Below are 22,929 nucleotides of genomic sequence, written 5' to 3' on the forward strand. Positions count from 1 at the left end.
ACGACCATGCCGCACCTGGTGATCCTCTACACGCCCAACATCGAGGCCGAGACCGACATGTCGGCGCTGTGCCGCACGCTGGCCGACACCATGCTCGAACAGCGCGACGAGGCCGGCAAGCCCGTGTTCCCGATCGGCGGCACGCGCGTGCTGGCCTACCCGGCCGCGCACTACGCGGTGGCCGACGGCCAGGCCGACTACGCCTTCGTCTACCTCAACCTGCGCATGGCCGCGGGCCGCTCCGAGGCCGTGAAGAAGAAGGCCGGCGACGAGCTGCTGGCCAAGGTGCGAAGCCACTTCGAGCCCGTCTTCTCGCAACGCCACATCGGCATCACGCTGCAGATCGACGAGAGCCCCGGCCAGGTCTACGACGGCAAGCACAGCAACCTGCATCCCCTGTTCAACAAGAGCTGACCCCCCCACACACCGCCATGCTTTCTTCCGACACCATCGCCCGGCTCGCGGCCGAACTGCACGAGAGCGAACGCTCGCGCGTGCAGGTCGAGCACTTCTCCAAGCGCTTTCCCGAGATGACCATCGAGGACGGCTATGCGATCTCGCGCGCATGGGTCAAGCAGAAGATCGCCGAGGGCCGCGTGGCCAAGGGCCACAAGATCGGCCTGACCTCGCGCGCCATGCAGCAGTCGAGCCAGATCACCGAGCCCGACTACGGCACGCTGCTCGACGACATGTTCTTCGAGCAGGGCAGCGACATTCCCTTCGCGCGCTTCATCGCGCCGCGCATCGAGGTCGAGCTGGCCTTCATCCTCGGCAAGCCGCTCAAGGGCCCGGGCGTGACCATCTTCGACGTGCTCGCGGCCACCGACTACGTGGTGCCGGCGATCGAGATCATCGACGCGCGCATCGAGCAGTTCGACCGCCACACCAAGGCGCCGCGCAAGGTCTTCGACACCATCGCCGACAACGCGGCCAATGCCGGCATCGTGATCGGCGGGCGGCCCGTGAAGCCCGACGCGGTCGACCTGCGCTGGGTCAGCGCGCTGCTCTACAAGAACGGCGTGATCGAGGAATCGGGCGTGGCCGCGGCCGTGCTCAACCATCCGGCCACCGGCGTGGCCTGGCTCGCGAACAAGCTCGCGCCCTGGGACGAGCACCTGGAAGCCGGCGAGGTCGTGCTCGGCGGCTCGTTCACGCGCCCGACCACCGCGCTGCCCGGCGACACCTTCCATGCCGACTACGGCCCGCTGGGCGCCGTGTCGTTCCGCCTCGTCTGACCTCCTCGGAATACCTCATGCAAACCCCCATCAACCTGTTCAAGAAGGCCATGGCCGAGAAGCGCGCCCAGATCGGCCTGTGGGTCGGCCTGGCCGACGGCTACGCGGCCGAGATCCTGGCCGGCACCGGCTACGACTGGCTGCTGGTCGACGGCGAGCACGCGCCCAACGACGTGCGCTCGGTGCTCGCGCAGCTGCAGGGCATCTCGAGCGCCTGGTCGGCGCTGCCCGAGGGCGCGACCCGGCCGCAGCCGATCGTGCGCGTGCCCGTGGGCGACACCACGCTGCTCAAGCAGTACCTCGACATCGGCGCGCAGACGCTGCTGGTGCCGATGGTCGACACCGCCGAGCAGGCCGCGCGCATGGTGCAGGGCATGCGCTATCCGCCCGAGGGCATCCGCGGCATGGGCAGCGCGCTCGCGCGGGCCTCGCGCTGGCAGGCCTATCCCAATTACCTGCACGAAGCCAATGCCCAGACCTGCCTGCTGGTGCAGGCGGAGACGGTGGAGGCGATGAAGAACCTCGACGCGATCGCGGCCACGCCCGGCGTCGATGGCGTGTTCATCGGCCCGGCCGACCTGTCGGCCTCGATGGGCTTCGTGGGCCAGCCCAACCATCCCGAGGTGCAGGCGGTGATCGCCGACGCGGTCGCGCGCATCCAGAAGGCCGGCAAGGCCGCGGGCATCCTCTCGACCACCGAGGAGCAGGCGCGCAAGTGGCTCGCGGCCGGCGCCACCTTCGTGGCCGTGGGGGTGGACACCATCGTGCTGGCCGCGGCGGCGAAGCAGCTGCTCGCCAAGTACAAGGACCGTGCAGCAAGCCCCGAATCGTCGAGCTATTGAGCCGCGCCCGGACCGCTGTCGCCTTGAACGCATGATAAATTTGACGTACGTTAAATCCATCGTACTTCAATGAAAATCAATCCAGGCGGAGCGCTGGCGCTCGAAGACATCGTCGGCAGGGACACCCTGGTCGCCCAGGTCATGGACGCCCTGGAAACCCAGAGCCTGCAACTGGTCGCGGAGCGGCGCATGGGCAAGACCCATGTGCTCAGCAAGCTGGAGGCCCAGCGGCGCGATGGCTGGGTCATGGTCAAGCGCGATCTCGAAGGGGTCCGCAGCGCGAACGAGTTCGTGCAGTACGTGATGTCGGACCTGCACCCGCTGCTCGGCAAGGTCAAGCAGTTCAGGGAATGGCTCGCGAGCATCGGCTCGGAAGCGGCCGGGCTGAAGATCGGCCCGGTCACATTCCCCAACTTCACGGCCAAGACCTGGAAGCAGGGCCTGGTCGATACCCTGGCGCACCTCGGTGAATCGGCGCAGACCGAGCAGGTGGTGTTCCTGTGGGACGAGCTGCCCATGATGCTGCAGAACCTCGCGAAGACCGCGCCGCAGGAGGCGATGGAACTGCTGGACGTGCTGCGCAGCATCCGCCAGCAGAACCCCAAGGTGCGGATGGTGTTCACCGGCTCTGTCGGCCTGCATCACGTGGTCCGCCATCTGAAGCAGCAGGGCTATGTCAACGCGCCGGTCAACGACATGGCCACGATGGAAGTCCCGCCGCTGGCCCATGCCGATGCGGCCTCGCTCGCCCTGCGGCTGTTCAACGACAACCGCATCGCACTGGCCGACGATGCCGTGGCGGATACGGTGGCGACGGAGGTGGACGACATCCCGTTCTACATCCACCATGTGCTGAGCAAGCTCAAGTCGAAGCATGCGGGCTCGGGCTATCGCGTGACGAGCGACGACGTGCGCAAGGAAGTGGCCGAGGCCATCCGGTCCGCGCTCGATCCCTGGCATCTGAAGCACTACGAGGAGCGAACGCAGGAGTACTACGCCGGCGACCGCGCCGCTTGCCACGCCCTGCTGGACGCGGTGGCGTCCACGCCGGATTCGATGCCGATGCAGTCCGCCATCAACCGCGCCAAGGGCACCGTTGCGGCGCTGGAGCGGGAGAGCTGGCTCGAGCTCACGCACCTGCTCGAGCGCGACTACTACTTCGTTCGCGACCCCGACAGCGGCAACCTTCGGTACAAGTTCAGCATCGTGGCGCGCTGGTGGCGCTGGCATCGCGGTGTGTCCGTGAATGACGGAGCCGGCGCATGAAGAAGACCGGCAAGCCCTCCGCGGTGCCGACGCCGATGACGCAGAAGGCGTTGTACCTGTCGCACTTCACGCCGAGCATGATGCAGCCCGACACGCTGCAGCAGATGCTCGTGCAACGACAGCCGCTGATCGATGCATGCTACGACGACGTCGTGCACAGCGTGGCCACACGGTCGAAGCACCACTACCTCTTCGTCGGCCCGCGCGGCATCGGCAAGACGCACCTGATCTCGCTCCTGCATCACCGGCTTTCCCAGTCGAAAGAGGTTCGCGAGAAAGGCTTGATCGCCTGGATGCGCGAAGAGGAATGGGGCGTGACCAGCTTCTTCGAGCTGGTGCTGCGCATCCTGCGCACGCTCGACCAGAAGCAGCCGGAACTGGGCATCGCTGCGCGCACCACGCCGCTGTACGAGCTGACGCTCAAGCAAGCCGAGGCACAGGCCTCGTCGCTGCTGCTCGACGTGCTCGGCGACAAGACGCTGATCGTGCTGCTCGAGAACCTCGACGACCTGTTCGACCAGTTGGGCGACGCCGGGCAGCGGCAGTTCAGGGCCTTCATCCAGAACCACCCGCAGTTGGTGCTGGTCACCACGACGCCCTCGTTGTTCGCGGGCGTGAGCCTGCAGAAGTCGCCGTTCTACGGCTTTTTCGACATCCAGGCCCTGAAGGAATTCAGCCTCGAGGACGTCGTCGACCTGCTGAAGAAGATCGCCGTGGAACGCGGCGACGAGGCGCTGGCCGAGTTCATCGGAACGCCCGAAGGCCATGCACGCATCCGCGCCGTGCATCACCTTGCGGAAGGCAATCCGCGCATCTACGTGATCTTTGCGCAGTTCCTGAGCCGCGAGGCGCTCGACGAACTGGTGCAGGCCGTGATGCACACGCTGGACGAACTCACGCCCTACTACCAGGCGCGGATGAAGGAGCTTTCGGGCCAGCAGCGAAAGATCGTGGAATACCTCGTCAGCTATCGCGGCGCGGCACCGGTCAAGCAGATTGCCAAGGCCTGCTTCATCACGCACCAAACCTGTTCGGGGCAGCTCAAGCAGTTGCGCGAGAAGCGCTATGTGCGTTCGATCGAGCAGGGGCGCGAGAGCTACTACGAGCTGACCGAGCCGTTGATGCGGCTGTGCATGGAGGTCAAGTCGCAGCGAGGTGAGCCCATTGGGCTGTTCGCCGACTTTCTTCGGATCTGGTACTCGGAAGTAGAGCTACAGGAATGGCTTGACGGTCCTGAAAATTCGGGGGCATTGGAACACGCATATGTCTTGCGCGCGCTAACCTTGGCAAAGACAGATCAAGGCATTCATCCAGTTCTTGAAGCACAGATTGCTGTACTCCAAACACATTTCAAAGAAGATGATTTTGGAAAAGCGGCTGCCATCATCGATGAGATCGCAGCAACATCACCGATCAATGAGATCTCCAACCAGATTCGTTTGATCCTACTTCTGAGTTTGGCTCATACCTCACCAGCTGCCAAACACCAGATCCAGTTAGCTCCTGCAGCGGCATACCAATCGATCTCCTTCAGCATCCAAAAAAATGAAAGCGTGATCAGCAAGTCAAATGCTGTTTCCGTATATATCGGGTTATTGGCTGCAAGCATCAACCTCTTTCAAATCAATGAGTCTTTGGGAACAACCGCGCTGCGATTGCTTCGCAAGTTGTTGCAAAAATTCCCCTCTCATGCAGCCTTTGCTATTTTTAAAATTTCCACAGTCTTCGGCACCGAGGCGGCAGGGCAGATCCTTCGAGAAATTCTTTTGGGTGAGGGAACACTTTCGAAAGGCGATTCGCGCTTTAAGCTTTTGGACTCTCTCGAAAGAATGAGCAACTCGGCTGTAAATTGGCTCAAAACGCGTGACGATAGACATCTGTTGTCATTGCCCAGAGAGGAACGCAAGCTGGTCATGAGTCTTCGCCTCACAGAGAACGTATCCACCTTGGAACACTGATGACAACCCCATCTTTCAAGCCGCGCTTCCGTTCCGCCACCATCCGCGAGGGCACGATCCGCGCGACCACGCGCAGCTTCCTGCATGCGCTGGGCCAGGACGACGAGGACATCGAGCGCCCGCACGTCGGCGTGTTCCACACCGGCGGCGAGATGAGCCCGTGCAACCTGAACCTGCGCGAGCAGGCGCAGCATGCCAAGACCGGCATCTACGCGGGCGGCGGCACGCCGCACGAATGCCCGGTGGTGTCGGTCAGCGACGGGCTGACCATGGCGCACTCGGGCATGCGCTTCTCGCTGATCTCGCGCGAGCTGATCGCCGACAGCGTGGAGGCCTCGGTGCGCGGCCACCAGTGGGACGGCATCTTCGCGATCGGCGCCTGCGACAAGAACCTGCCGGGCCTGATGATGGGCATGGTGCGCTGCAACGTGCCGAGCGTGTTCGTGCACGGCGGCTCGGCGCTGCCGGGCCAGATGCCCGGGCCCGACGGGCGCGACCTCAACGTGGTCGACACCTACGAGACCATCGGCAAGGTGCTGGCCGGCACGGCCACGCACGACGAGCTCGACGCCATGAGCCGCGCCTGCCTGCCCACGGCCGGCGCCTGCGCGGGGCAGTTCACGGCCAACACCATGGGCATGGTGTCGGAGGCGCTGGGCCTCGCGCCGATCGGCTCGAGCATGGTGCCGGCGGTGTTCAGCGAGCGCGCGCCGCTGATGCGCCGCGCCGCGAAGACGCTGATGAAGGCGGTGATGGGCGACAGCCCGCTGCCGCGCGAGATCGTCACGCGCAAGGCGCTCGAGAACGCCTGCGCCGTGGTCTCGGCCACCGGCGGCTCGACCAATGCCGCGCTGCACCTGCCGGCGATCGCGCACGAGGCCGGCATCCGCTTCCACCTCGACGACGTGGCCGAGGTGTTCGCGCGCACGCCGCTCATCGCCGACCTGCGCCCGGGCGGGCGCTACCTCGCGCGCGACGTGTTCTACATCGGCGGCGCCGGCGTGATCCTGCGCACGCTGCTCGAGCAGGGCTTCCTGCACGGCGACGTGCTCACCTTCACCGGCCGCACCATGGCCGAGGAACTGGCCGACGCGCTGGCGCCCGACGGCCGCGTGGTGCGCGAGGCCGGCAACCCGATCACGCGCGACGGCGGGCTGGCGGTGCTCAAGGGCAACCTCTGCCCCGACGGCGCGTTGCTCAAGACCGCCGGCCTGCAGACGCTGGTGCACCGCGGCCCGGCGCGCGTCTTCGATTCGGAGGAACAGGCGCAGACGGCGGTGCAGAACCGGCTGTACGAGGCCGGCGACGTGATCGTGATCCGCAACGAGGGCCCCAAGGGCAGCCCCGGCATGCGCGAGATGCTGGGCATCACCGCCCTGCTCTACGGCCAGGGCATGGGCGACAAGGTGGCGCTGCTGACCGACGGGCGCTTCTCGGGCGCCACGCGCGGGCTGTGCATCGGCTATGCCGGGCCCGAGGCGGCCGACGGCGGCCCGATCGCGGCGCTGCGCGACGGCGACCTGATCGCGATCGACGCGCGCGCGGCGGCGCGCACCATTTCGGTGGAACTGACGGACGAGGAGATCGCGCGGCGCCTCGCCGGACGTGAGGTAAACGCGGGGGTCCCGCGCGGTGGCTTGCTGGAAAAATACGCGCTCACCGTGCGCCCGGCCCACCAGGGCGCGGTGACCCATTCGGGCGCGGTCACCTGGCTGCGCGACGAGTCCTGACCCCCAACCACCGTTACCCGGAGACAGAACCATCATGAGCTTCACCCGCCGCCAGCTGCTGCAGTCCACCGGCGCCTCCGCGCTGCTTGCCGGCATCGGCCAACGGGCCTTCGCGCAGGCCGGCATCGAGACCGCGACCATCGTCACCGGCTTCGCGGCCGGCGGCACCTCGGACACCATCTGCCGCCGGGTCGCGACCAAGCTGAGCCCCGACTACGCGCGCGCGGCCGTGGTGGAGAACCGCACCGGCGCGGGCGGCCAGATCGCGGTCGGCTACGTCAAGGGCCGCCCGGCCGACGGCACCACGATCCTGCAGACGCCGACCTCGATCCTCACGATCTATCCGCACATCTACAAGAAGCTGCCGTACGACCCGATGGTCGACCTCACGCCCGTGACCATCGGCTGCATCTTCGACTTCGGCTTCGCGGTCGGCCCGGCCGTGCCGGCCAGCGTGAAGACCGTGCCCGAATTCCTGGCCTGGGCCAAGGCCAACCCGGCCGGCGCCAACTACGGCTCGCCGGCGGCCGGCTCCACGCCGCACTTCATCGGCGCGCTGCTCGGCAAGAAGGGCGGCGTCGAGCTCAAGCACGCGGCCTACCGCGGCACGCAGCCGGCCATGCTCGACCTGCTGGGCGGCAACATCTCGGCGGTGTCGGGCCCGATCGGCGACATCACGCAGCACCTGCCCACGGGCAAGGTGCGCATCCTCGGCGTCTCGGGCGCCAAGCGCAGCCGCTTCGCGCCCGACGTGCCGACCTTCGGCGAGCAGGGCATCCAGGACATGGCGCACAGCGAGTGGTTCGCCTTCTTCCTGCCGGCCAAGGCCTCGCCCGAGCTGGTCGCGAGGCTCAATGCCTCGATGAAGAACGCGCTGGCGCAGAAGGACGTGGTCGACGGCCTCGGCACCTTCGGCCTGGAAGCCATGTCCTCCACGCCCGCCGAGCTGACCGAACTGTTGAAGAAAGACACCGCCAAGTGGGCGCCGATCGTCAAGGAAGTCGGCTTCACGGCTGAAGGCTAACCGTATGAAGGAACTGCAATGACCCCTCTCGCCACCACCACGCCGTCGTCCGCGTCGGCCCTGGTCCATCCCTCGATCCATCCCGACGAGCGCGCCGCGCGCGAAGAGCTCGCGGCCTGCTACCGCATCTTCGCGATGCTGGGCTGGACCGAGATGATCTACAACCACATCACGGTGCGGCTGCCCGACAGCGTGACCGGTGGCGAGAAGCAGTTCCTGATCAATCCCTTCGGCCTGCACTACAGCGAGGTCACGGCGAGCAACCTGGTGAAGATCGACCTGCAGGGCCGCGTGCTCGACGGCTCGACCTTCCCGGTCAACCCGGCCGGCTTCACGGTGCATGCCGCGATCCACGACGGCCTCGAGGGCGCGCACTGCGTGATGCACACGCACACCACCGCGGGCGTGGCCGTGGCCTGCCTGCAGGGCGGCCTGCAGCAGACCAACTTCTACACCGCGCAGCTGCACGGCATGGTGGCCTACCACGAGTTCGAGGGCATCACCATCCACGCCGACGAGGGCCCGCGCCTGCTGCGCAGCATCGGCGACCGCAACGCCGTGATCCTGCGCAACCACGGCCTGCTGGCCTGGGGCCAGACGCTGCCGCAGACCTTCGCGATCCTCTGGACGCTGCAGCGTGCCTGCGAGATCCAGATGGCGACCTTCTCGATGGGCGCCGCGATCCCCGTGAGCGAGGAGATCGCGCGCCGCTGCACGCGCGACGCGCTGCAGTTCAGCCCCGCGCACGGCGCCGGCCAGGACGTGTTCAATGCCCTGGTGCGCCAGGTCGACCGCATCGATCCTTCCTACCGCGCCTGACCGCTACGATCCGACCATGAAGATCTGCATTTACGGCGCCGGCGCGATCGGCGGATGGATCGGTGTCGGCCTCGCGCAAGCGGGCCAGCGCCTCAACGTGGTGGCGCGCGGCGCCACGCTCGAAGCGCTGCGGCGCGACGGCCTCTCGCTGATGCGCGGCGACGTGCGCACGCGCGTGCCGGTCAACGCGGTGGCCGACCCCGAGGAACTCGGCGTGCAGGACCTGGTGGTGATCGCCGTCAAGGCGCCGGCGCTGGCCGGCGTGGCCGAGCGCATCGCGCCGCTGATCGGTGCCGACACCATGGTGCTGACCGCGATGAACGGCGTGCCCTGGTGGTTCCTCGAAGGCGGCTTCGGCGGCCCCATCGCGGGCCACCGCCTGGGCGCGGTCGATCCCGACGGCGCAATCGCGAAAGCCATTCCCGCCGCCAACGTGATCGGCGGCGTGGTGCATTGCAGCTGCTCGCTCGACGCGCCCGGCGTGGTGCGGCACCACTTCGGCAACGGCCTGATCGTGGGCGAGCCCTCGGGCGAGGCCACGCCGCGCGTGAAGAAGCTGGTCGAGCTGCTGCAGGCCACGGGCATCGAGACCACGCTGTCGCCGCAGATCCAGCGCGACGTCTGGTTCAAGCTCTGGGGCAACATGACGGTGAACCCGATCAGCGCGCTGACCGGTGCCACCACCGACCTGATCATGGGCGACGACTACGTGCGCGGCTTCATCTCGGCCGTGATGCTCGAGGCCAAGGAGATCGGTCGCCGCATCGGCATCGAGATCGCGCAGAGCCCGGAAGACCGCCACGCGGTCACGCGCAAGCTCGGCGCCTTCAAGACCTCGATGCTGCAGGACGTGGAGGCCGGCCGCTCGGTCGAGCTCGACGCCCTCGTGACCGTGGTGCGCGAGCTCGGCGAGCTGACCGCCGTGGCAACGCCGTTCACCGATGCGCTGCTGGGGCTGGCGCGCCTGAAGACGCGGCAGCTCGGCCTGTACTGAGCTGCACCGAGCGGCGCTGGCCCTGGCCCTGGCGCTGGCGTTATGCCAGCGTGCGCAGCGCGGCCTCGAGCACGCGCGCGTGGTCCCGCGGATGCGCGGGCAGCCATTCGTGCAGCTTGTGGCCCGCGCCCGCGAGCCGCAGCACTTCCACGCTCTTCGCGCGCCGCGCCCGCTGCGCGTACTGCGCGAGCACCGCGGCGGGAATGACCGCGTCCTCGCCGCCGAGCACCAGCAGCAGCCGGCCCTCGAAGCGATCGAGCGCGGCGAAGGCCGGCGAGGCCGCGTAGTCCTCGTCGCGGGTCGCGCGCAGGAGGCCCTGGAAGCGCGGGCCGAAGGGCGCGCCCTCGGCCTCGGCCACGTAGGCGGCCGGGCAGAACAGCACCAGCGCGGGCGGGTTCAGCACCGGGATCAGCGCGCAGGCGATGTGGCCGCCCATGCTGCTGGCGATCAGCGACATCGGCCGGCCCGGCGCCACCTGCTCGGCGACCGTCCGTGCCTGCGCCACGCGGTGCGCGAGGCTCGAGCCCTCGAGCTGCCCATCGCTCTCGCCATGGCCGCGGAAGTCGAAGGAGGCGCAGGGCACGCCGCCCTGTACCAAGCCGTCGAGCAGGTAGCGGATGCCGCGCCGCGAGGCCTGGACGCCGCCGCCATGCAGCGCCAGCACGCGCGGCGGCTCGCCCGCGGCATTCGGAAGGATCGAGCCCCGCAGGGTGTGGGGGCCGTGGGCCACGGAGAAATCGGTCATGCGCTCCGAGGATGCCATGCCCGGCGGGCTCAGCCTCGGCGCGGCGGCAGCGTGACCCACCACGCGGCCGCGACGATCATCGCGCCGCCGATCCAGCCGCCGGGCCCTACCCGTTCGCCGAAACCCCAGACCGCGATCAGCGCGCCGAACACCGGCTCGCTGCCCATCAGCAGCGACACCCGGCTCGGGCTGGTGCGCGAGGCCGCATGGTTCTGCGCGAAGAAGGCGAACACGGTGCACAGCAGCACGAGATAGGCCATGCCCCACCAGAACGAGGCCGTGGCCGGCGGCATATGCCAGGTGCCGCCCGACACCGCGAGCGCCAGCGCGGCCGCGCCCAGGGCCATGGTGCCCGCCTGCACCGCGGTCAGCGTGAGCGCCGGCAGCGCATGGCGGCCCGCGAGACGGCGCGTCAGGCAGACCATGAGGGCGCGCAGCACGGCGGCCGCGACCATCAGCGCATCGCCCCAGCCCAGGCCGGCCGAGCTGGCCGAGGCATGCGCGCTCAGCGACAGCAGCGCGGCGCCCGCGAGCGAGATCGCCGCGGCCGCGAACACGCGCGGCGCGGGCCGCTCGCCGAGCAGCCACCATTCGGCCAGCGGCGTGAAGGCCACGCACAGGCTGATCAGGAAGGCGGCGTTGCTCGCGCTGGTGAGCGAGACGCCGAAGGTCTCGCAGACGAAGATCGCGAGCAGGTTCGCGCCCAGCAGCCCGCCCACCGCGAGCCCCTGCCGCCACTGCGGCCCCACCAGCGGGCGCAGCGCGGGCAGCAGCACGAGGAAGGTCAGGCCGAAGCGCAGCGCGATGAATTCGAGCACCGGCAGTTGCAGCGTGGCCTGCTTGGCGACCGCATAGCTGCCGCCCCAGACCGCCGCCACCAGCAGCAGCATGAGTTCGGCCATGCCGAAGCCGGGCCGGGCCGGCACGCCGCCGGGGGTGAGGGCGATGCCGCCCGCGCGCTTTGAATCCATACTCCGCCTGTTCGATGCCGGTGCCCGCGCGCCATGCGCAGGGCCCGAGGCGGAATTGTTCCGGGCATCGATCGCGGCGAGTAGCCATCCGCAGGAACAGGACTGTTGCACCGTGGGACCGAATTCATTCCTCAAGGTACTGCCCGAGATGGTGGCCTTCCTGCGCGTGGCCGAGCTCGGCAGCTTCTCGGCCGCGGCCGACCTGCTGGGCATCACGCCCTCGGCCGCGAGCCGGCAGGTGAAGCGGCTCGAGAGGGAGATCGGCGTGCAGCTGCTGCAGCGCACGACGCGCCAACTGCGCCTGACCGAGGCCGGCGCCGAGGCCTTCGAGCGCTGCCGCGAACTGGCGGCCGCGGCGCAGGACACGATGGCGCTGGCGCAGCGCTTCTCGGCCGAACCGCGCGGGCTGGTGCGGCTGAGCGCGCCCAAGGCCTTCGCGCGCCGGGTGCTGCATCCGCTGGTGCTGGACTTCCTCGCGCGCCATCCCGCGGTCGACGTGCAACTGATCGTGGAGGACCGCGACATCGATCCGATCCGCGAGGGCGTCGACCTCGTGGTGCGGCTCACCACCGAGCCGCCCGAGGGGCTGGTGGCGCGCCGGCTGATGGCGGTGGCGCACATCCTGGTGGCCGCGCCCGCGTACCTCGAGGGCCATGCGGCCATCGCGCACCCGCGCGACCTCGCGGCCCACAGCTGCCTGTCGCTGGGCGAGCACGAGCGCGACAACCACTGGCGCTTCAGCCGCCCCGGCGAGGACGACGTGGAGGTGACGGTGCATGGCCGCTACATCGCCAACCACAGCGAGATGCGCATGGAGGCCGCGATGGCCGGCCTGGGCGTGGCCTGCGTGCCGGCCTTCTCGGCGCAGCAGGCCCTGGGCGAGGGCCGCGTGGCGCGCGTGCTCGGCGACTGGGAGTTCCGCGGCAACTACCACGGCCATGCGTGGATCCTCTATCCGCCGAACCGCTTCACCGTGCCCAAGTGCCGGGTGCTGATCGACCACCTCGTGGCGCACCTCGGCACCGAGGGCTGAGCCTCACTGCGGCTGCAGCCCCGCCTGCTTCATCATCGTCTCGGTCAGCGCCATCTCCTGCGTGAAGCCGCGCGTGTACTCGCGCGCGCCCTGCGGGCTGGCCAGGCCGCCGTTCTCGGCCAGCGTGGCCTGCACCGCGGGCTGCGCGAGCGCCTTCTCGAAGGCCGCGCGGATGCGCTCGGCGATCGCATCGGGCGTGCCGGCCGGCACCGAGATGCCGCCCCAGGAGGTCAGCTCGACGCCCTTCACGCCGAGCTCGGCCAGCGTGGGCACCTCGGGCAGTGTCGGGTTGCGGCGCGCGCCCGCGATCGCGAGCGCCTTGAGCCTGCCGGCCTGGATCTGCGGCGCGGCCACCGACAGGATCGGCGTGCCGAACACCACCTGCTGGCCGAGGATGGCGTTGACCAGCTCCGAGGCGCCCTTGTAGGGCACGTGCGTGGCCTGCGCGCCGAGCGCGTTCAGCAGCAGCTCCACGCCGAGGTGCGAGGGCGTGCCGACGCCGCCCGAGGCGTAGTCGAGCTTGCCGGGGTTCGCGCGCGCCTTCGCGGCCAGCTCGGCCAGGCTCGCGATGCCGGCGTTGGCGTTCACCACCAGCACGATGTCGGAGGTGGTGAGCCGCATGAGGTGGCGGAAGTCCTTGAGCGCGTCGTAGCCGGGGCTGCGGTACATGCGCATGTTGGCGGCCATCGGCGCGGCCGAGTAGATCCAGGTGTAGCCGTCGGCCGGCGCGCGCGCCACCAGCCGCGCGCCGATGTTGCCGCCCGCGCCGCCCTTGTTCTCGATCACCACCGGCTGGCCCAGCAACGGGCCCACGGCCTCGGCCAGCACGCGTGCCGTGATGTCGGGGCCGGTGCCCGCGAGGTAGGGCACGACCCACTTGATCGGGCGCTCGGGCCAGGGCGCGGCGGCCGCGCGGGCACGCGAGGCGGCCGGCAGCGCGAAGGCGGCCAGCGCGGCGGAAGCGGTGCCGAGGAAGCGGCGGCGGTCCGTGAAGCACATGGGGTTGTCTCCTTGTCGTTCTTGGTTGATGCGTTCAGCCCGGAAGCTCGCCGAGCAGCTCGCGCGCGATGGTGTTGCGCTGGATCTCGCTGGTGCCGGTCAGCACGCGGTACATGCGCAGCATGCGGAACAGGAACTCCACGCGCCGGCCCTGCACGATGCCCTCGCCGCCATGGATCTGCACCGCGCGGTCGGCGATGCGGAAGGCCGACTCGGAGCAGAACAGCTTGGCCATCGAGGCCTCGGCGCGCGCCTCCGAGCCGGCATCGATCTGGCGCGCGGTCGCGAGCATCAGCGCGCGCGCGGCCGCCAGCTCGGTCGCCATGTCGGCGAGCATGTGCTGGATCGCCTGGAACTGGCCGATGGCGCGGCCGAACTGGCGCCGCCGGCTCGCGTACTCGCAGGCATCGCGCAGCGCCACCGCGGCCAGCCCCACCATCGCGGGGCAGTGCAAGAGGCGGTTGACCGTGATGCGCCCGAGCGCGAGCGCGAGGCCGCGGCCGGGTTCGCCGACGAGGTTCGCCACCGGGATGCGGCAGTCCTCGAGCACGATGTCGCCGGTGTGCGACTGGCCCGCCATGGTCTTGTAGCCGGCCTCCACGCGCACGCCGGGCTGCGCCAGGTCGACGAAGAAGGCGCTGACCTCGCGCAGCGCCGGGTCGCTCGCGGTGGAGGCCATCAGCACCGCGAAGTCGGCGAAGGGCGAGCCCGAGATGAAGCGCTTGCGGCCGTTGAGCACGAAGTGCTCGCCCTCGCGCACGGCGCGCGTCTGCACCGCGCCCGCGTCGGAGCCGGCCTCGGCCTCGGTCAGCGCGAAGCAGATCGCCTTCTCGGCGCGCGCCACCGGCACGATGAAGCGCTCCATGTGGTGCGGCGTGGCCTTGCGCACCAGCGCGCCCACGCGCGGCGGGCCGCTGAGCTCGCCGAGCACGTGCGGTGCCAGCGGCGAGCCGCTCGCGTAGATCGCTTCCTTCACGAGCGCGTGGTCGAGCACCGAGAGGCCGAGCCCGCCCATGGCTTCGGGCAGGGTCATGCCGTAGAAGCCCAGCGCCTGCGAGCGGCGCCAGACCTGTCGCAGCAGTTCGCGGCTCGCGCCGTGCTCGTGGTCGATGCCGTGCGCGCGCACCAGGTCGGCGAGCTCGCCATGCAGGAAGTCCTCGATGCGCGCGATCAGCTCGGCCGCGCGCGCGGAACCTTCGAAGGGCCGCGCGTTCGCGCCGGACGACGAAAGGGATGCGTTCATGTCCTTTCCTTCCTTCAATTGACCATGCGGCTCTGGCCGGCCCAGTACGGCGCCTGGATCGCCTTGCGCGCGACCTTGCCGTTCGGGTTCTTCGGCAGCGTGCCCACGAACTCCACGCGGCGCGGCCGCTTGAAGCCGCCGAGCCGCTCGGCGCAGAAGGCATCGAGCGCGCCGCTGTCGAGCGCATGGCCGGGCTTGAGCACCACGTGCGCGGCCACGGCCTCGCCCCACTTGTCGTCGGGCACGGCGAACACGCAGGCATCGGCGACGGCCTCGTGCTGGTAGAGCACGGCCTCGACCTCCGAGGGATAGACGTTGAAGCCGCCGCTGATCACCATGTCCTTCTTGCGGTCGACGATGTAGACGAAGCCCTGGTCGTCGGCGCGCGCGAGATCGCCCGTGTGGTAGCGGCCGTCCTTCAGCACCTCGGCCGTGAGCTCGGGCGCGCGCCAGTAGCCGGCGAACACGTCGGGGCCGCTGACCACGATCTCGCCGATCTCGCCGCGGGCCACGGGCTGGCCCGCGTCGTCGACGATCTCCACCAGCGACTCGAGGAAGGGCCGGCCGCACGAGGCCAGCCGCCCGGGCGCGGCGGCGCGCGCGAACAGGTGGTCCTCGACGCCGAGGCCGCAGACGCCCGAGGTGGTCTCGCCCGCGCCATAGCCCTGCGACAGCACCGGGCCGAACACGTCCATGGCGCGCAGGATGCGCGCGGGCGCCATCGGCGCGGCGCCGTAGCCCAGGCGCTGCAGGTCGGGCAGCGGGCGGTAGCGACCCTCGAGCTCGGCCAGCAGCATGTTGATCATGGTCGGCACCATGAAGGTGTGGGTCACGCGCTCGGCCTTCATGTCGGCGAGGAAGCGGCCGGGCTCGAAGCCCGCGAACAGCCGGATGGTGGCGCCGCTGCACAGCGCGGGCACGATCTGCATGCCCGAGGCATGGGTGACCGGACCGACCAGGCCCAGCAGGTGGCCTTCGCGCATGCCTTCGGAGCGCACGAGGAACTTGCGCAGCTGCGCGAGCCGGTTGCCGAAGGTCTGCATCGCGGCCTTGAGCACGCCCGAGGAGCCCGAGGTGTAGTGCAGCACGGCGAGTTCGTCGGCCTCGACGCGCGCGGCCTCGAAGGCGTCGCTGGCGCGGCCGAGCGCGCCCTCATACGAAGCGGCGTCGCCCTCGGGCACGTCGACGAACAGCAGCATGGGGCGCGCGTCGCCTTTCAGGTGCGGCAGGAAGCTTTCCGCGCGCTCGGCCGTGGTGACGATCAACGCGGCGCCGCTGTTGGCGACGATCTCGCCGACCTCGGCGGGCGAGAGCCGCGCATTGAACGGCGCCTTGACCAGCGCGGCCTTGTAGCAGGCCAGCTCGACCTCGACGATCTCGATGCAGTTCGGCAGGTAGATGCCGACGCTGTCGCCGCGCGCGAGGCCCAGCCCCAGCAGCGCGTTGGCGAGCCGGTTGGAACGGCGATCGAGCGCCTCGTAGCTGAGGCTGCGGGATTCGGTGCGCAGCGCGATCCGCGGGCCGTGCAGGCGCGCGCAGCGCGAAACGAGTTCGCCGACGTTGGCGACCCGGGGGGTGGTCTGTGGCAAGGGGTGTCTCCTGGAGGCAGGCATGCGTTCGTGCATGCGATGCGCCACTGTCCGCCAAAGCGCTTCGTCACAGGAAATACCGTTTGCTGATGCCGAGCCATCAATCGCATTGATGGCCTGGCTTGCGAGAAGCGCGTCGCGCTATGCCTCGGGCTCGACCTCGGCGAGCAGCTCGGCCTCCCAGCGGCCCTCGGCGATCAGCCGCGCGGCCTGCCGCACCAGCGCGCGCGCCACCACCTGGGCGGCGGGATCGGGCGCGCGGTCGGCCGGCGTGGCGATGGCGTAGCTGCGCTGCAGCGCGGGCCGCACCACGCGCGCCGCGATCCAGCCTTCGCCCGCGGGCGGGTTGTCCGACAGCGCGCAGGCCGGCGTGAAGGTGAAGCCGGCGCCGCAGACATAGAGCGAGCGGATCACGCGCGCCGAATCGTGCTCGTGCGCGAGGTTGAGCGCCACGCCGAGCGTGGCCGCGGCCTCCTCCACGCGCTGGCGGATCGCGAAGCGGCGCGACTGCAGCACCAGCGGCAGCCGGGCCGCGTCGGCGAAGTCGATCTCGGGTCGCGGCGCGGGCCGGGCCTTGCTGCGCCGGCCGGCGCGCAGGCGCGGCGCCACGCTGCCGTCGCGGTCGAAGCCGCAGGCGAAGATGGCCTCGCGCGCGAGCGGGCGGCAGGCCAGGCCCTCGACCTGCGGCGTGTCGACCAGGATGCCGACGTCGGCGCGGCGGTCGAGCATGGCCTTCTTCACCATCAGGCTCAGGTCGTCGAGCACGAACACGCGGATGCGCGGATGCGAGGCCTTGAGCTCGGCCAGCACCGGCCCGAGCAGCAGCGAGGCCAGCAGGAAGGGCACGGCCACCGTGACCGAGCCCTCGGGACCCTGCGGCAGGCGCTGGATGCGCTCGCGCACCGCGTCGGCATCGGACAGCAGGCGCCGCGCGTCCTCGTAGAGCTGCAGGCCCGCGGGCGTGGGCGTGACGCCCGCGTGCGAGCGGTCGAACAGCTGCGCGCCGAGCTCGGCCTCGAGCTTCTTGATCTGCGCCGTGAGCGCCGGCTGCGCGATGTAGAGCGTGCCCGCGGCGCGCGAGAGGCTGCCGGCCTCGAGCACGGCGATGAAGTAGCGCAGGGTGCGCAGGTCCACGGTGCGGGCCTCGCCTCAGCGCCCGAGCAGCATGCGCACCGCCTCGGGCAGGCTGCGCGCCTCGGGCAGGAAATGGTCGAGGGTGGCGCCGAGGATCACGGCGCAGGCGACCGCGCCCAGCAGCGGCTTCCAGGTCAGCCGCACCGCCGCCAGGAGCCAGCCCTCGCGCGCCACGCGCACCGCGGCGCGCGCCGAGACGTACGAGAACGCCACCTCGATCGCCACGGCCAGCAGCGCGTCCCAGCTGAAATACAGCAGCACCAGCGAACCGGCGCCGAGCACGACCGCGATGCCGACCAGGAAGATCGCGACCACCGGCACGACCACCACGGCGCCCTCGTCGGCACCGCCGGCGACCTCGAGCGCGCCGCTGGCGGCGTCGGACAGCAGGCCGCCGTCCGCCCTGGCCCCCGAGCGCGCGAGCGCGCTGCCCGCGTCGAAGGCCAGCTCGCCGGCATCGGCCGCGTCACCGAGGTCGGCGCGCCCCTCCACCAGCCGCTGCGCCCACCAGCGCAGCACCAGCAGGTAGCCGAGGTAGCCCACGCCCAGGGTCATGAAGTAGCGCACCGCCAGCGACTGCACGCCCAGCAGATGCATCTGCAGCGCCGAGGCGCCCCACATCAGCAGCAGCGTGAAGCTGCCGATCAGGATGCCGTGCGTGCGCAGGCTGTGGTGGCGGTGCAGGTCGCGCTCGACCTGCGTCTCCCAAAGGCGCACCGAGCGCCAGTTGGAGAGGACCTTCATCGGTCGTGGTCGACGGTCTCGGGTGCGAAGGGCACGCGCTGGGCCACCGCGCACATCAGCTCGTAGCCCACGGTGCCCGCGGCCCGCGCCACCTCGTCGATGGGCAGCACCGCATCGTTGACGGCCGAGCGGCCCCACAGCGTGACCTCGCTGCCGAACTGCGCGTCGGGCACGGGCGTGAGGTCGACCGTGATCATGTCCATGCTGACGCGCCCGACCATGCGCGTGCGCACGCCGTTGACCAGCACCGGGGTGCCGGTGTCGCAGTGGCGCGGATAGCCGTCGGCATAGCCGACCGCCGCGATGCCGATGTGGAGCGGCGCATCGGCCGTGAAGCGCGAGCCGTAGCCGATGGTGTCGCCCGGTTGCAGGGTCTGCACGCCGATCAGCTTGGTCGACAGCGTCATGGTGGGCTGCAGCTGCCAATGGGCGGCATCGTTGGCCGGGAAGTCGGGGGCGCTGCCGTACAGCACGATGCCGGGGCGCACCCAGTCGGCGCGCGTGCTGTCGGCATGGCGCAGGGTGGCGGCGCTGTTGGCGATCGAACGCTCGCCCGGCAGGTCGCGCGCGGCGCGCTCGAAGGCCTCGACCTGGTGCGCGATGCCGCGCTCGCCGTCGGCGTCGCTGAAGTGGGTCATCAGCGAGATCTCGTCGACCTGGGTCAGCGCGTTGAGGCGGGTCCAGGCGGCGGCGAAGCGCTCGGGCGTGAAGCCCAGGCGGTTCATGCCCGAGTTCATCTTGAGGAATACGCGGTGCGGCTGCAGGGTCTTGTGGGCCGCGAGCATGTCGATCTGCTCGTCGCAGTGCACCGTGTGCCAGAGGTCGAGCCGCGAGCACAGCTCGAGGTCGCGCGCCTCGAACACGCCCTCGAGCAGCAGCACCGGGCCGCGCCAGCCCAGCGCGCGCACGCGCTGCGCCTCGGCCAGGTCGAGCAGCGCGAAGCCGTCGGCGCCGCGCAGCCCCTCGTAGACGCGCTCGATGCCGTGGCCGTAGGCATTGGCCTTGACCACCGCCCAGACGCGGGAATCGAGCGCATTGCGGCGCACGCGCTCGAGGTTGTGGCGCAAGGCGGCGGTGTGAACCGTGGCGAGAATGGGGCGGGGCATGGCGAAGGGTCTTTGAAAACGATTTGCAGACCACGTTTTAGCATCTTCGGGAATGGGGTCGAATACGCAGAAGCTGCCTGCAGGGCCTGTCGTACCCCCATGCTATAACCGCCCACTCGCCTTCCACGCGACACTTTTTCACTACTGCCAGCGACCCCCCTGGCCAGCCAGCCCATCGATGAAGCGCGGTTTCTACACGATCATGTCGGCCCAGTTCTTTTCGTCGCTGGCCGACCAAGCGCTCTTCGTCGTTGCGGTCGATCTCATGCGAAACGCCGGCGCGCCCGAATGGCAGCGCGCGGCGCTGGTGCCGATCTTCGCCGTCTTCTACGTGGTGCTCGCGCCGCTGGTGGGCGCCTTCGCCGATGCGCTGCCCAAGGGGCGGGTGATGTTCGTCAGCAACGCCATCAAGGTGTTCGGCTGCCTGATGATGCTGTTCGGCTCGCACCCGCTCCTGTCCTATTCGATCGTCGGCCTGGGCGCGGCCGCCTATTCGCCGGCCAAGTACGGCATCCTCACCGAGCTGCTGCCGGCCTCGCAGCTGGTCAAGGCCAACGGCTGGATCGAGGGCCTGACGATCGCCTCGATCCTGCTGGGCATCGTGCTCGGCGGCTCGCTGGTGGGGCACGCGGTGTCGAGCAAGCTGCTGGCCTTCGACATGCCCTTCATCGACACCGGCATCGATTCGCCGGCCGAGGCCGCGCTCTCGGTGCTGATCGTGGTCTACATGGTCGCGGCCTGGTTCAACACGCGCATTCCGCACACCGGCGTCGAGATGCGGCCGATGCGCTCCAACCCCGAGCACAGCCTGGCGCGCAACCTGGTCGGCCTGCTGCCCGACTTCTGGCACTGCAACGCCCGCCTGTGGCGCGACCGCCTGGGCCAGATCTCGCTGGCCACCACCACCCTGTTCTGGGGCGCGGGCGGCAACCTCAAGTACATCGTGCTGGCCTGGGCCTCGCTGGCGCTGGGCTACAACACCACGCAGGCCTCGATCCTCACTGGCGTGGTGACCATCGGCACCGCCGTGGGCGCCATCGTGGCCTCGATGCGCATGCGGCTGGACATGGCCACCCGCGTGATCCCCATGGGCATCGCGATGGGGCTGATGGTGATCTGCATGAACTTCATCGGCAACGTGTGGCTCGCGGTGCCCTTCCTCATCATCCTGGGCGGCCTCGGCGGCTTCCTGGTGGTGCCGATGAACGCGCTGCTGCAGCACCGCGGCCACAACCTGATGGGCGCCGGCCGCTCGATCGCGGTGCAGAACTTCAACGAGCAGGCCTGCATCCTGCTGCTCGGCGGCTTCTACAGCGTGTGCACCGGCCTGGGCCTGTCGGCCTACGGCGCGATCAGCGCCTTCGGCTTCGTGGTGGCGGGCTGCATGTGGATCATCAAGCGCTGGCACGAGAACAACCTCAAGAAGTACCCCGAGGAAGTCGAGCACCTGCTCGCCATCGCCCGCAGCGACAAGCACCACTGAGGGCCCGGCTATGCTCGGCGGTTTGCCCGCCCGATGCCCGCCCTCGCCCTGATCTTCAATGCCTTCGTCTGGGGGCTGTCGTGGTTTCCGTTCCGCCACATCGAAGGCCATGGCCTGCATCCGGTGTGGACCACCTGCCTGATCTACCTCGCGATCGCCACCGTGGTGGGCCTGCTGCGCCGCGGCGCCTGGGCCGGTTTCGCCGCCTATCCGATGCTGGTGCTGCTGGGCCTCGCGGCCGGCTTCACCAACGTGGGCTTCAACTGGGCCGTGACGCAGGGCGACGTGGTGCGCGTGGTGCTGCTGTTCTACCTGATGCCGCTGTGGAGCGTGCTGCTGGGCTGGGCCGTGCTGGGCGAGCGGCCCACGGGCGGATCGCTGGCGCGCGTGGCGCTGGCGCTGGCCGGCGTGGCGGTGGTGCTCAAGACGCCGGGCACCGACTGGCCCGTGCCCTCGAGCCTGCCCGACTGGCTCGGCGTGGCGGCGGGCTTCGGCTTCGCGGTCACCAACATCGTGCTGCGCCAGCTGCGCGCGGCGCCCGGCGAATCGCGCGCGCTCGCGATGTTCTGCGGCTGCGCGGTGGTGGCGGGCACGGCCGCGCTGACCGGCACCGCGCTCGGCGCCTTCGCGCCGCCCACTACCGCTTCGCCGGGCTGGATCGGCTGGGCCGCGCTGCTGGGCTTCGGCTTCGTGATCGCCAACGTCTGCCTGCAGTACGGCGCCGCGCGGCTGGCGGCCAGCGCGACGGCGGTGATCATGCTGTCGGAGGTGCTGTTCGCGAGCGTGTCGTCGGTGGCGCTGGGCGCGGCCACGATGAACTCGCGCATCCTCGCGGGCGGCGCGCTGATCGTGGCGGCCGCGGTCTGGTCCTCGTTTGCGCGAACGCCCGCCGCGAGCGAAGATCGCGCTCCTTCGACCCCTTGAGGAAATCCCCATGACCAGCGTCTACGACTTCGAGGCCAGACAGATCGACGGCCAGCCCGTGAGCCTCGCCGCCTACAAGGGCAAGGTGCTGCTCATCGTCAACACCGCGAGCAAGTGCGGCTTCACGCCGCAGTTCGCGGGCCTCGAGGAACTGCACGAGAAGTACGCCGGCCAGGGCCTCGCGGTGCTGGGCTTCCCGTCGAACCAGTTCGGCGGCCAGGACCCGGGCACCAACGAGGAGATCGGCGCCTTCTGCATGAAGAACTACGGCGTGAGCTTCCAGATGATGGAGAAGATCGACGTCAACGGCAGCGGCGCCGCGCCGCTGTACCAGTGGCTGGTGAAGGAGAAGCCGGGCCTGCTGGGCAGCACCGCCATCAAGTGGAACTTCACCAAGTTCCTGGTCGGGCGCGACGGCCAGGTGCGCAAGCGCTATGCGCCGCTCGACACGCCGGCCTCGCTCTCGCGCGACATCGAGGCGGCGCTCGCCGCCTCCGCCTGACGCTCAGTACCTGAAGCTCGCGGTCGTCGAGCCGCTGCCGACCGTGACGGCCTGGCTCTTCGACTCGCCGCCCTGGGTGGTCGCGACCACCGTATAGCGGCCCGCGGGTATGTCGACCAGGCACACCGGCCCCGAGGCGCGCAGCGAGAGCGCGGCGGCGCCGTCCGCCCCCTTGATCTCGACCTGCAGGTCGGCCAGGTAGGCGCCGTCGGCGCGCGCGAACAGCAGCGCCAGCGGGTGTTCCTTCATCGCGGCGCGCATGGCCTTCGACTCGTCGGAGCCGATGCCGCCGCAGACGTAGCGCGTGGCGCCCTCGCCCTTCCAGGCGGGCATGGCGGATTGCGCCTGGGCGCTGGTGAAGGCACCGGCCGCGAGCGACAGGAAGGCGGCCGCGAGCGCGGCACGGGTGGGAAAGCGGGACATGGGATGTACTCCTTGGCGCGATGGATGCAGAAATGATGCGCCGGCGCCACAGTCGAGCGAGTCGGACCAGGGCGCGGCAGCGTGTGCGGCGGTGGCGCAGCCGGCCGGAAGCGCCAGGACGACCGGACCCGCTACAGTCGGCGCTCCCGCACTTCCACGCCGCCG

Annotated in this window: 22 protein-coding genes; 13 read left to right on the forward strand and 9 right to left on the reverse strand. The window is 69.9% G+C overall.

Annotated elements, in window-relative coordinates:
* Window positions 1-6: 6 nt before the first annotated feature.
* The 9 genes from AC07RM_RS09185 to AC07RM_RS09225 all read left to right on the forward strand — a co-directional run bounded on the left by AC07RM_RS09185 (window position 7) and on the right by AC07RM_RS09225 (window position 9,868).
* Window positions 7-414 (forward strand): 5-carboxymethyl-2-hydroxymuconate Delta-isomerase, encoded by a 408-nt coding sequence (locus AC07RM_RS09185; RefSeq protein WP_495334256.1) that lies wholly within the window; start codon window positions 7-9, stop codon window positions 412-414.
* A gap of 17 nt (window positions 415-431) precedes the next feature.
* Entirely contained in the window at window positions 432-1,235 is an 804-nt protein-coding gene (gene hpaH, locus AC07RM_RS09190; protein ID WP_203203728.1) for a 2-oxo-hept-4-ene-1,7-dioate hydratase, read from the forward strand.
* A gap of 17 nt (window positions 1,236-1,252) precedes the next feature.
* Window positions 1,253-2,077, forward strand: a complete 825-nt coding sequence (gene hpaI / locus AC07RM_RS09195; RefSeq protein WP_209540432.1) for a 4-hydroxy-2-oxoheptanedioate aldolase — start codon at window positions 1,253-1,255, stop codon at window positions 2,075-2,077.
* Between the two features lie 69 nt (window positions 2,078-2,146).
* On the forward strand, window positions 2,147-3,343 hold the full coding sequence (locus tag AC07RM_RS09200) for an ATP-binding protein (protein ID WP_495334257.1): 1,197 nt from the start codon (window positions 2,147-2,149) through the stop codon (window positions 3,341-3,343).
* On the forward strand, window positions 3,340-5,301 hold the full coding sequence (locus AC07RM_RS09205; RefSeq protein WP_495334258.1) for a hypothetical protein: 1,962 nt from the start codon (window positions 3,340-3,342) through the stop codon (window positions 5,299-5,301). The genes AC07RM_RS09200 and AC07RM_RS09205 overlap by 4 nt, the downstream gene beginning before the upstream one ends.
* On the forward strand, window positions 5,301-7,031 hold the full coding sequence (gene ilvD, locus AC07RM_RS09210; protein WP_495334259.1) for a dihydroxy-acid dehydratase: 1,731 nt from the start codon (window positions 5,301-5,303) through the stop codon (window positions 7,029-7,031). Before AC07RM_RS09205 ends, ilvD begins: the two co-directional genes overlap by 1 nt.
* 34 nt (window positions 7,032-7,065) lie before the next feature.
* Window positions 7,066-8,055, forward strand: a complete 990-nt coding sequence (locus AC07RM_RS09215) for a Bug family tripartite tricarboxylate transporter substrate binding protein (RefSeq protein ID WP_208510155.1) — start codon at window positions 7,066-7,068, stop codon at window positions 8,053-8,055.
* 18 nt (window positions 8,056-8,073) lie between these two features.
* The gene (locus AC07RM_RS09220; RefSeq protein ID WP_495334260.1) at window positions 8,074-8,874 is read left to right on the forward strand and encodes a class II aldolase/adducin family protein; all 801 of its coding nucleotides are present in this window, start codon (window positions 8,074-8,076) and stop codon (window positions 8,872-8,874) included.
* A gap of 16 nt (window positions 8,875-8,890) precedes the next feature.
* Window positions 8,891-9,868, forward strand: a complete 978-nt coding sequence (locus AC07RM_RS09225; RefSeq protein WP_495334261.1) for a 2-dehydropantoate 2-reductase — start codon at window positions 8,891-8,893, stop codon at window positions 9,866-9,868.
* Window positions 9,869-9,908: 40 nt separating this feature from the next.
* Here the strand turns inward: AC07RM_RS09225 and AC07RM_RS09230 are convergent, their stop codons facing one another.
* Both AC07RM_RS09230 and AC07RM_RS09235 read right to left on the reverse strand, forming a co-directional pair.
* Window positions 9,909-10,613 (reverse strand): alpha/beta hydrolase, encoded by a 705-nt coding sequence (locus AC07RM_RS09230; RefSeq protein ID WP_495334262.1) that lies wholly within the window; start codon window positions 10,611-10,613, stop codon window positions 9,909-9,911.
* A gap of 29 nt (window positions 10,614-10,642) precedes the next feature.
* On the reverse strand, window positions 10,643-11,584 hold the full coding sequence (locus AC07RM_RS09235; protein ID WP_495334263.1) for a DMT family transporter: 942 nt from the start codon (window positions 11,582-11,584) through the stop codon (window positions 10,643-10,645).
* Window positions 11,585-11,696: 112 nt separating this feature from the next.
* Here AC07RM_RS09235 and AC07RM_RS09240 point away from each other — a divergent pair, with 112 nt between their 5' ends.
* Window positions 11,697-12,617, forward strand: a complete 921-nt coding sequence (locus AC07RM_RS09240; protein ID WP_495334264.1) for a LysR family transcriptional regulator — start codon at window positions 11,697-11,699, stop codon at window positions 12,615-12,617.
* A 3-nt stretch (window positions 12,618-12,620) separates the two neighbouring features.
* On the opposite strand, the gene AC07RM_RS09245 is transcribed toward AC07RM_RS09240, so the two are convergent.
* From AC07RM_RS09245 to alr, 6 genes are all read right to left on the reverse strand, one after another.
* Window positions 12,621-13,616 (reverse strand): tripartite tricarboxylate transporter substrate binding protein, encoded by a 996-nt coding sequence (locus AC07RM_RS09245; protein WP_093343960.1) that lies wholly within the window; start codon window positions 13,614-13,616, stop codon window positions 12,621-12,623.
* A gap of 34 nt (window positions 13,617-13,650) precedes the next feature.
* Window positions 13,651-14,859 carry an acyl-CoA dehydrogenase family protein gene (locus tag AC07RM_RS09250; protein WP_495334265.1) on the reverse strand — a complete coding sequence of 403 codons (1,209 nt, stop codon included), beginning with the start codon at window positions 14,857-14,859 and terminating at the stop codon, window positions 13,651-13,653.
* Between the two features lie 14 nt (window positions 14,860-14,873).
* Window positions 14,874-16,484 (reverse strand): AMP-binding protein, encoded by a 1,611-nt coding sequence (locus AC07RM_RS09255; RefSeq protein WP_495334266.1) that lies wholly within the window; start codon window positions 16,482-16,484, stop codon window positions 14,874-14,876.
* Window positions 16,485-16,589: 105 nt separating this feature from the next.
* Window positions 16,590-17,582, reverse strand: coding sequence for a LysR family transcriptional regulator (locus AC07RM_RS09260; RefSeq protein ID WP_495318486.1), 993 nt, complete (start codon window positions 17,580-17,582; stop codon window positions 16,590-16,592).
* 15 nt (window positions 17,583-17,597) lie between these two features.
* Entirely contained in the window at window positions 17,598-18,326 is a 729-nt protein-coding gene (locus AC07RM_RS09265) for a hypothetical protein (RefSeq protein WP_495334267.1), read from the reverse strand.
* Window positions 18,323-19,432: an alanine racemase gene (gene alr / locus AC07RM_RS09270; protein WP_495334268.1), complete on the reverse strand. Its 1,110-nt coding sequence runs from the start codon at window positions 19,430-19,432 to the stop codon at window positions 18,323-18,325. The genes AC07RM_RS09265 and alr overlap by 4 nt, the downstream gene beginning before the upstream one ends.
* Window positions 19,433-19,610: 178 nt before the next feature.
* On the opposite strand from alr, the gene lplT reads away from it, so the two are divergent.
* From lplT to AC07RM_RS09285, 3 genes are read left to right on the forward strand one after another with little or no spacing between them, the layout of a single operon-like run.
* Window positions 19,611-20,915, forward strand: a complete 1,305-nt coding sequence (gene lplT / locus AC07RM_RS09275; RefSeq protein WP_093343952.1) for a lysophospholipid transporter LplT — start codon at window positions 19,611-19,613, stop codon at window positions 20,913-20,915.
* Window positions 20,916-20,948: 33 nt separating this feature from the next.
* The gene (locus AC07RM_RS09280) at window positions 20,949-21,839 is read left to right on the forward strand and encodes a DMT family transporter (protein WP_495334269.1); all 891 of its coding nucleotides are present in this window, start codon (window positions 20,949-20,951) and stop codon (window positions 21,837-21,839) included.
* 10 nt (window positions 21,840-21,849) lie between these two features.
* The gene (locus tag AC07RM_RS09285) at window positions 21,850-22,341 is read left to right on the forward strand and encodes a glutathione peroxidase (RefSeq protein ID WP_208509048.1); all 492 of its coding nucleotides are present in this window, start codon (window positions 21,850-21,852) and stop codon (window positions 22,339-22,341) included.
* A 3-nt stretch (window positions 22,342-22,344) separates the two neighbouring features.
* On the opposite strand, the gene AC07RM_RS09290 is transcribed toward AC07RM_RS09285, so the two are convergent.
* A complete protein-coding gene (locus tag AC07RM_RS09290; RefSeq protein ID WP_296774536.1) occupies window positions 22,345-22,764 on the reverse strand; it encodes a carboxypeptidase regulatory-like domain-containing protein in 420 nt (139 codons plus the stop codon).
* Window positions 22,765-22,929: the final 165 nt, after the last annotated feature.

It is taken from the genome of Variovorax sp. GW821-FHT09B05 (genome assembly GCF_059418265.1).

Coding starts and splice junctions, on each gene's coding strand:
- AC07RM_RS09185 (WP_495334256.1), top strand. CDS start 7: ATGCCGCACCTGGTGATCCTCTACACGCCCAACATCGAGGCCGAGACC.
- hpaH (WP_203203728.1), top strand. CDS start 432: ATGCTTTCTTCCGACACCATCGCCCGGCTCGCGGCCGAACTGCACGAG.
- hpaI (WP_209540432.1), top strand. CDS start 1,253: ATGCAAACCCCCATCAACCTGTTCAAGAAGGCCATGGCCGAGAAGCGC.
- AC07RM_RS09200 (WP_495334257.1), top strand. CDS start 2,147: ATGAAAATCAATCCAGGCGGAGCGCTGGCGCTCGAAGACATCGTCGGC.
- AC07RM_RS09205 (WP_495334258.1), top strand. CDS start 3,340: ATGAAGAAGACCGGCAAGCCCTCCGCGGTGCCGACGCCGATGACGCAG.
- ilvD (WP_495334259.1), top strand. CDS start 5,301: ATGACAACCCCATCTTTCAAGCCGCGCTTCCGTTCCGCCACCATCCGC.
- AC07RM_RS09215 (WP_208510155.1), top strand. CDS start 7,066: ATGAGCTTCACCCGCCGCCAGCTGCTGCAGTCCACCGGCGCCTCCGCG.
- AC07RM_RS09220 (WP_495334260.1), top strand. CDS start 8,074: ATGACCCCTCTCGCCACCACCACGCCGTCGTCCGCGTCGGCCCTGGTC.
- AC07RM_RS09225 (WP_495334261.1), top strand. CDS start 8,891: ATGAAGATCTGCATTTACGGCGCCGGCGCGATCGGCGGATGGATCGGT.
- AC07RM_RS09230 (WP_495334262.1), bottom strand. CDS start 10,613: ATGACCGATTTCTCCGTGGCCCACGGCCCCCACACCCTGCGGGGCTCG.
- AC07RM_RS09235 (WP_495334263.1), bottom strand. CDS start 11,584: ATGGATTCAAAGCGCGCGGGCGGCATCGCCCTCACCCCCGGCGGCGTG.
- AC07RM_RS09245 (WP_093343960.1), bottom strand. CDS start 13,616: ATGTGCTTCACGGACCGCCGCCGCTTCCTCGGCACCGCTTCCGCCGCG.
- AC07RM_RS09250 (WP_495334265.1), bottom strand. CDS start 14,859: ATGAACGCATCCCTTTCGTCGTCCGGCGCGAACGCGCGGCCCTTCGAA.
- AC07RM_RS09255 (WP_495334266.1), bottom strand. CDS start 16,484: ATGCACGAACGCATGCCTGCCTCCAGGAGACACCCCTTGCCACAGACC.
- AC07RM_RS09265 (WP_495334267.1), bottom strand. CDS start 18,326: ATGAAGGTCCTCTCCAACTGGCGCTCGGTGCGCCTTTGGGAGACGCAG.
- alr (WP_495334268.1), bottom strand. CDS start 19,432: ATGCCCCGCCCCATTCTCGCCACGGTTCACACCGCCGCCTTGCGCCAC.
- lplT (WP_093343952.1), top strand. CDS start 19,611: ATGAAGCGCGGTTTCTACACGATCATGTCGGCCCAGTTCTTTTCGTCG.
- AC07RM_RS09280 (WP_495334269.1), top strand. CDS start 20,949: ATGCCCGCCCTCGCCCTGATCTTCAATGCCTTCGTCTGGGGGCTGTCG.
- AC07RM_RS09285 (WP_208509048.1), top strand. CDS start 21,850: ATGACCAGCGTCTACGACTTCGAGGCCAGACAGATCGACGGCCAGCCC.
- AC07RM_RS09290 (WP_296774536.1), bottom strand. CDS start 22,764: ATGTCCCGCTTTCCCACCCGTGCCGCGCTCGCGGCCGCCTTCCTGTCG.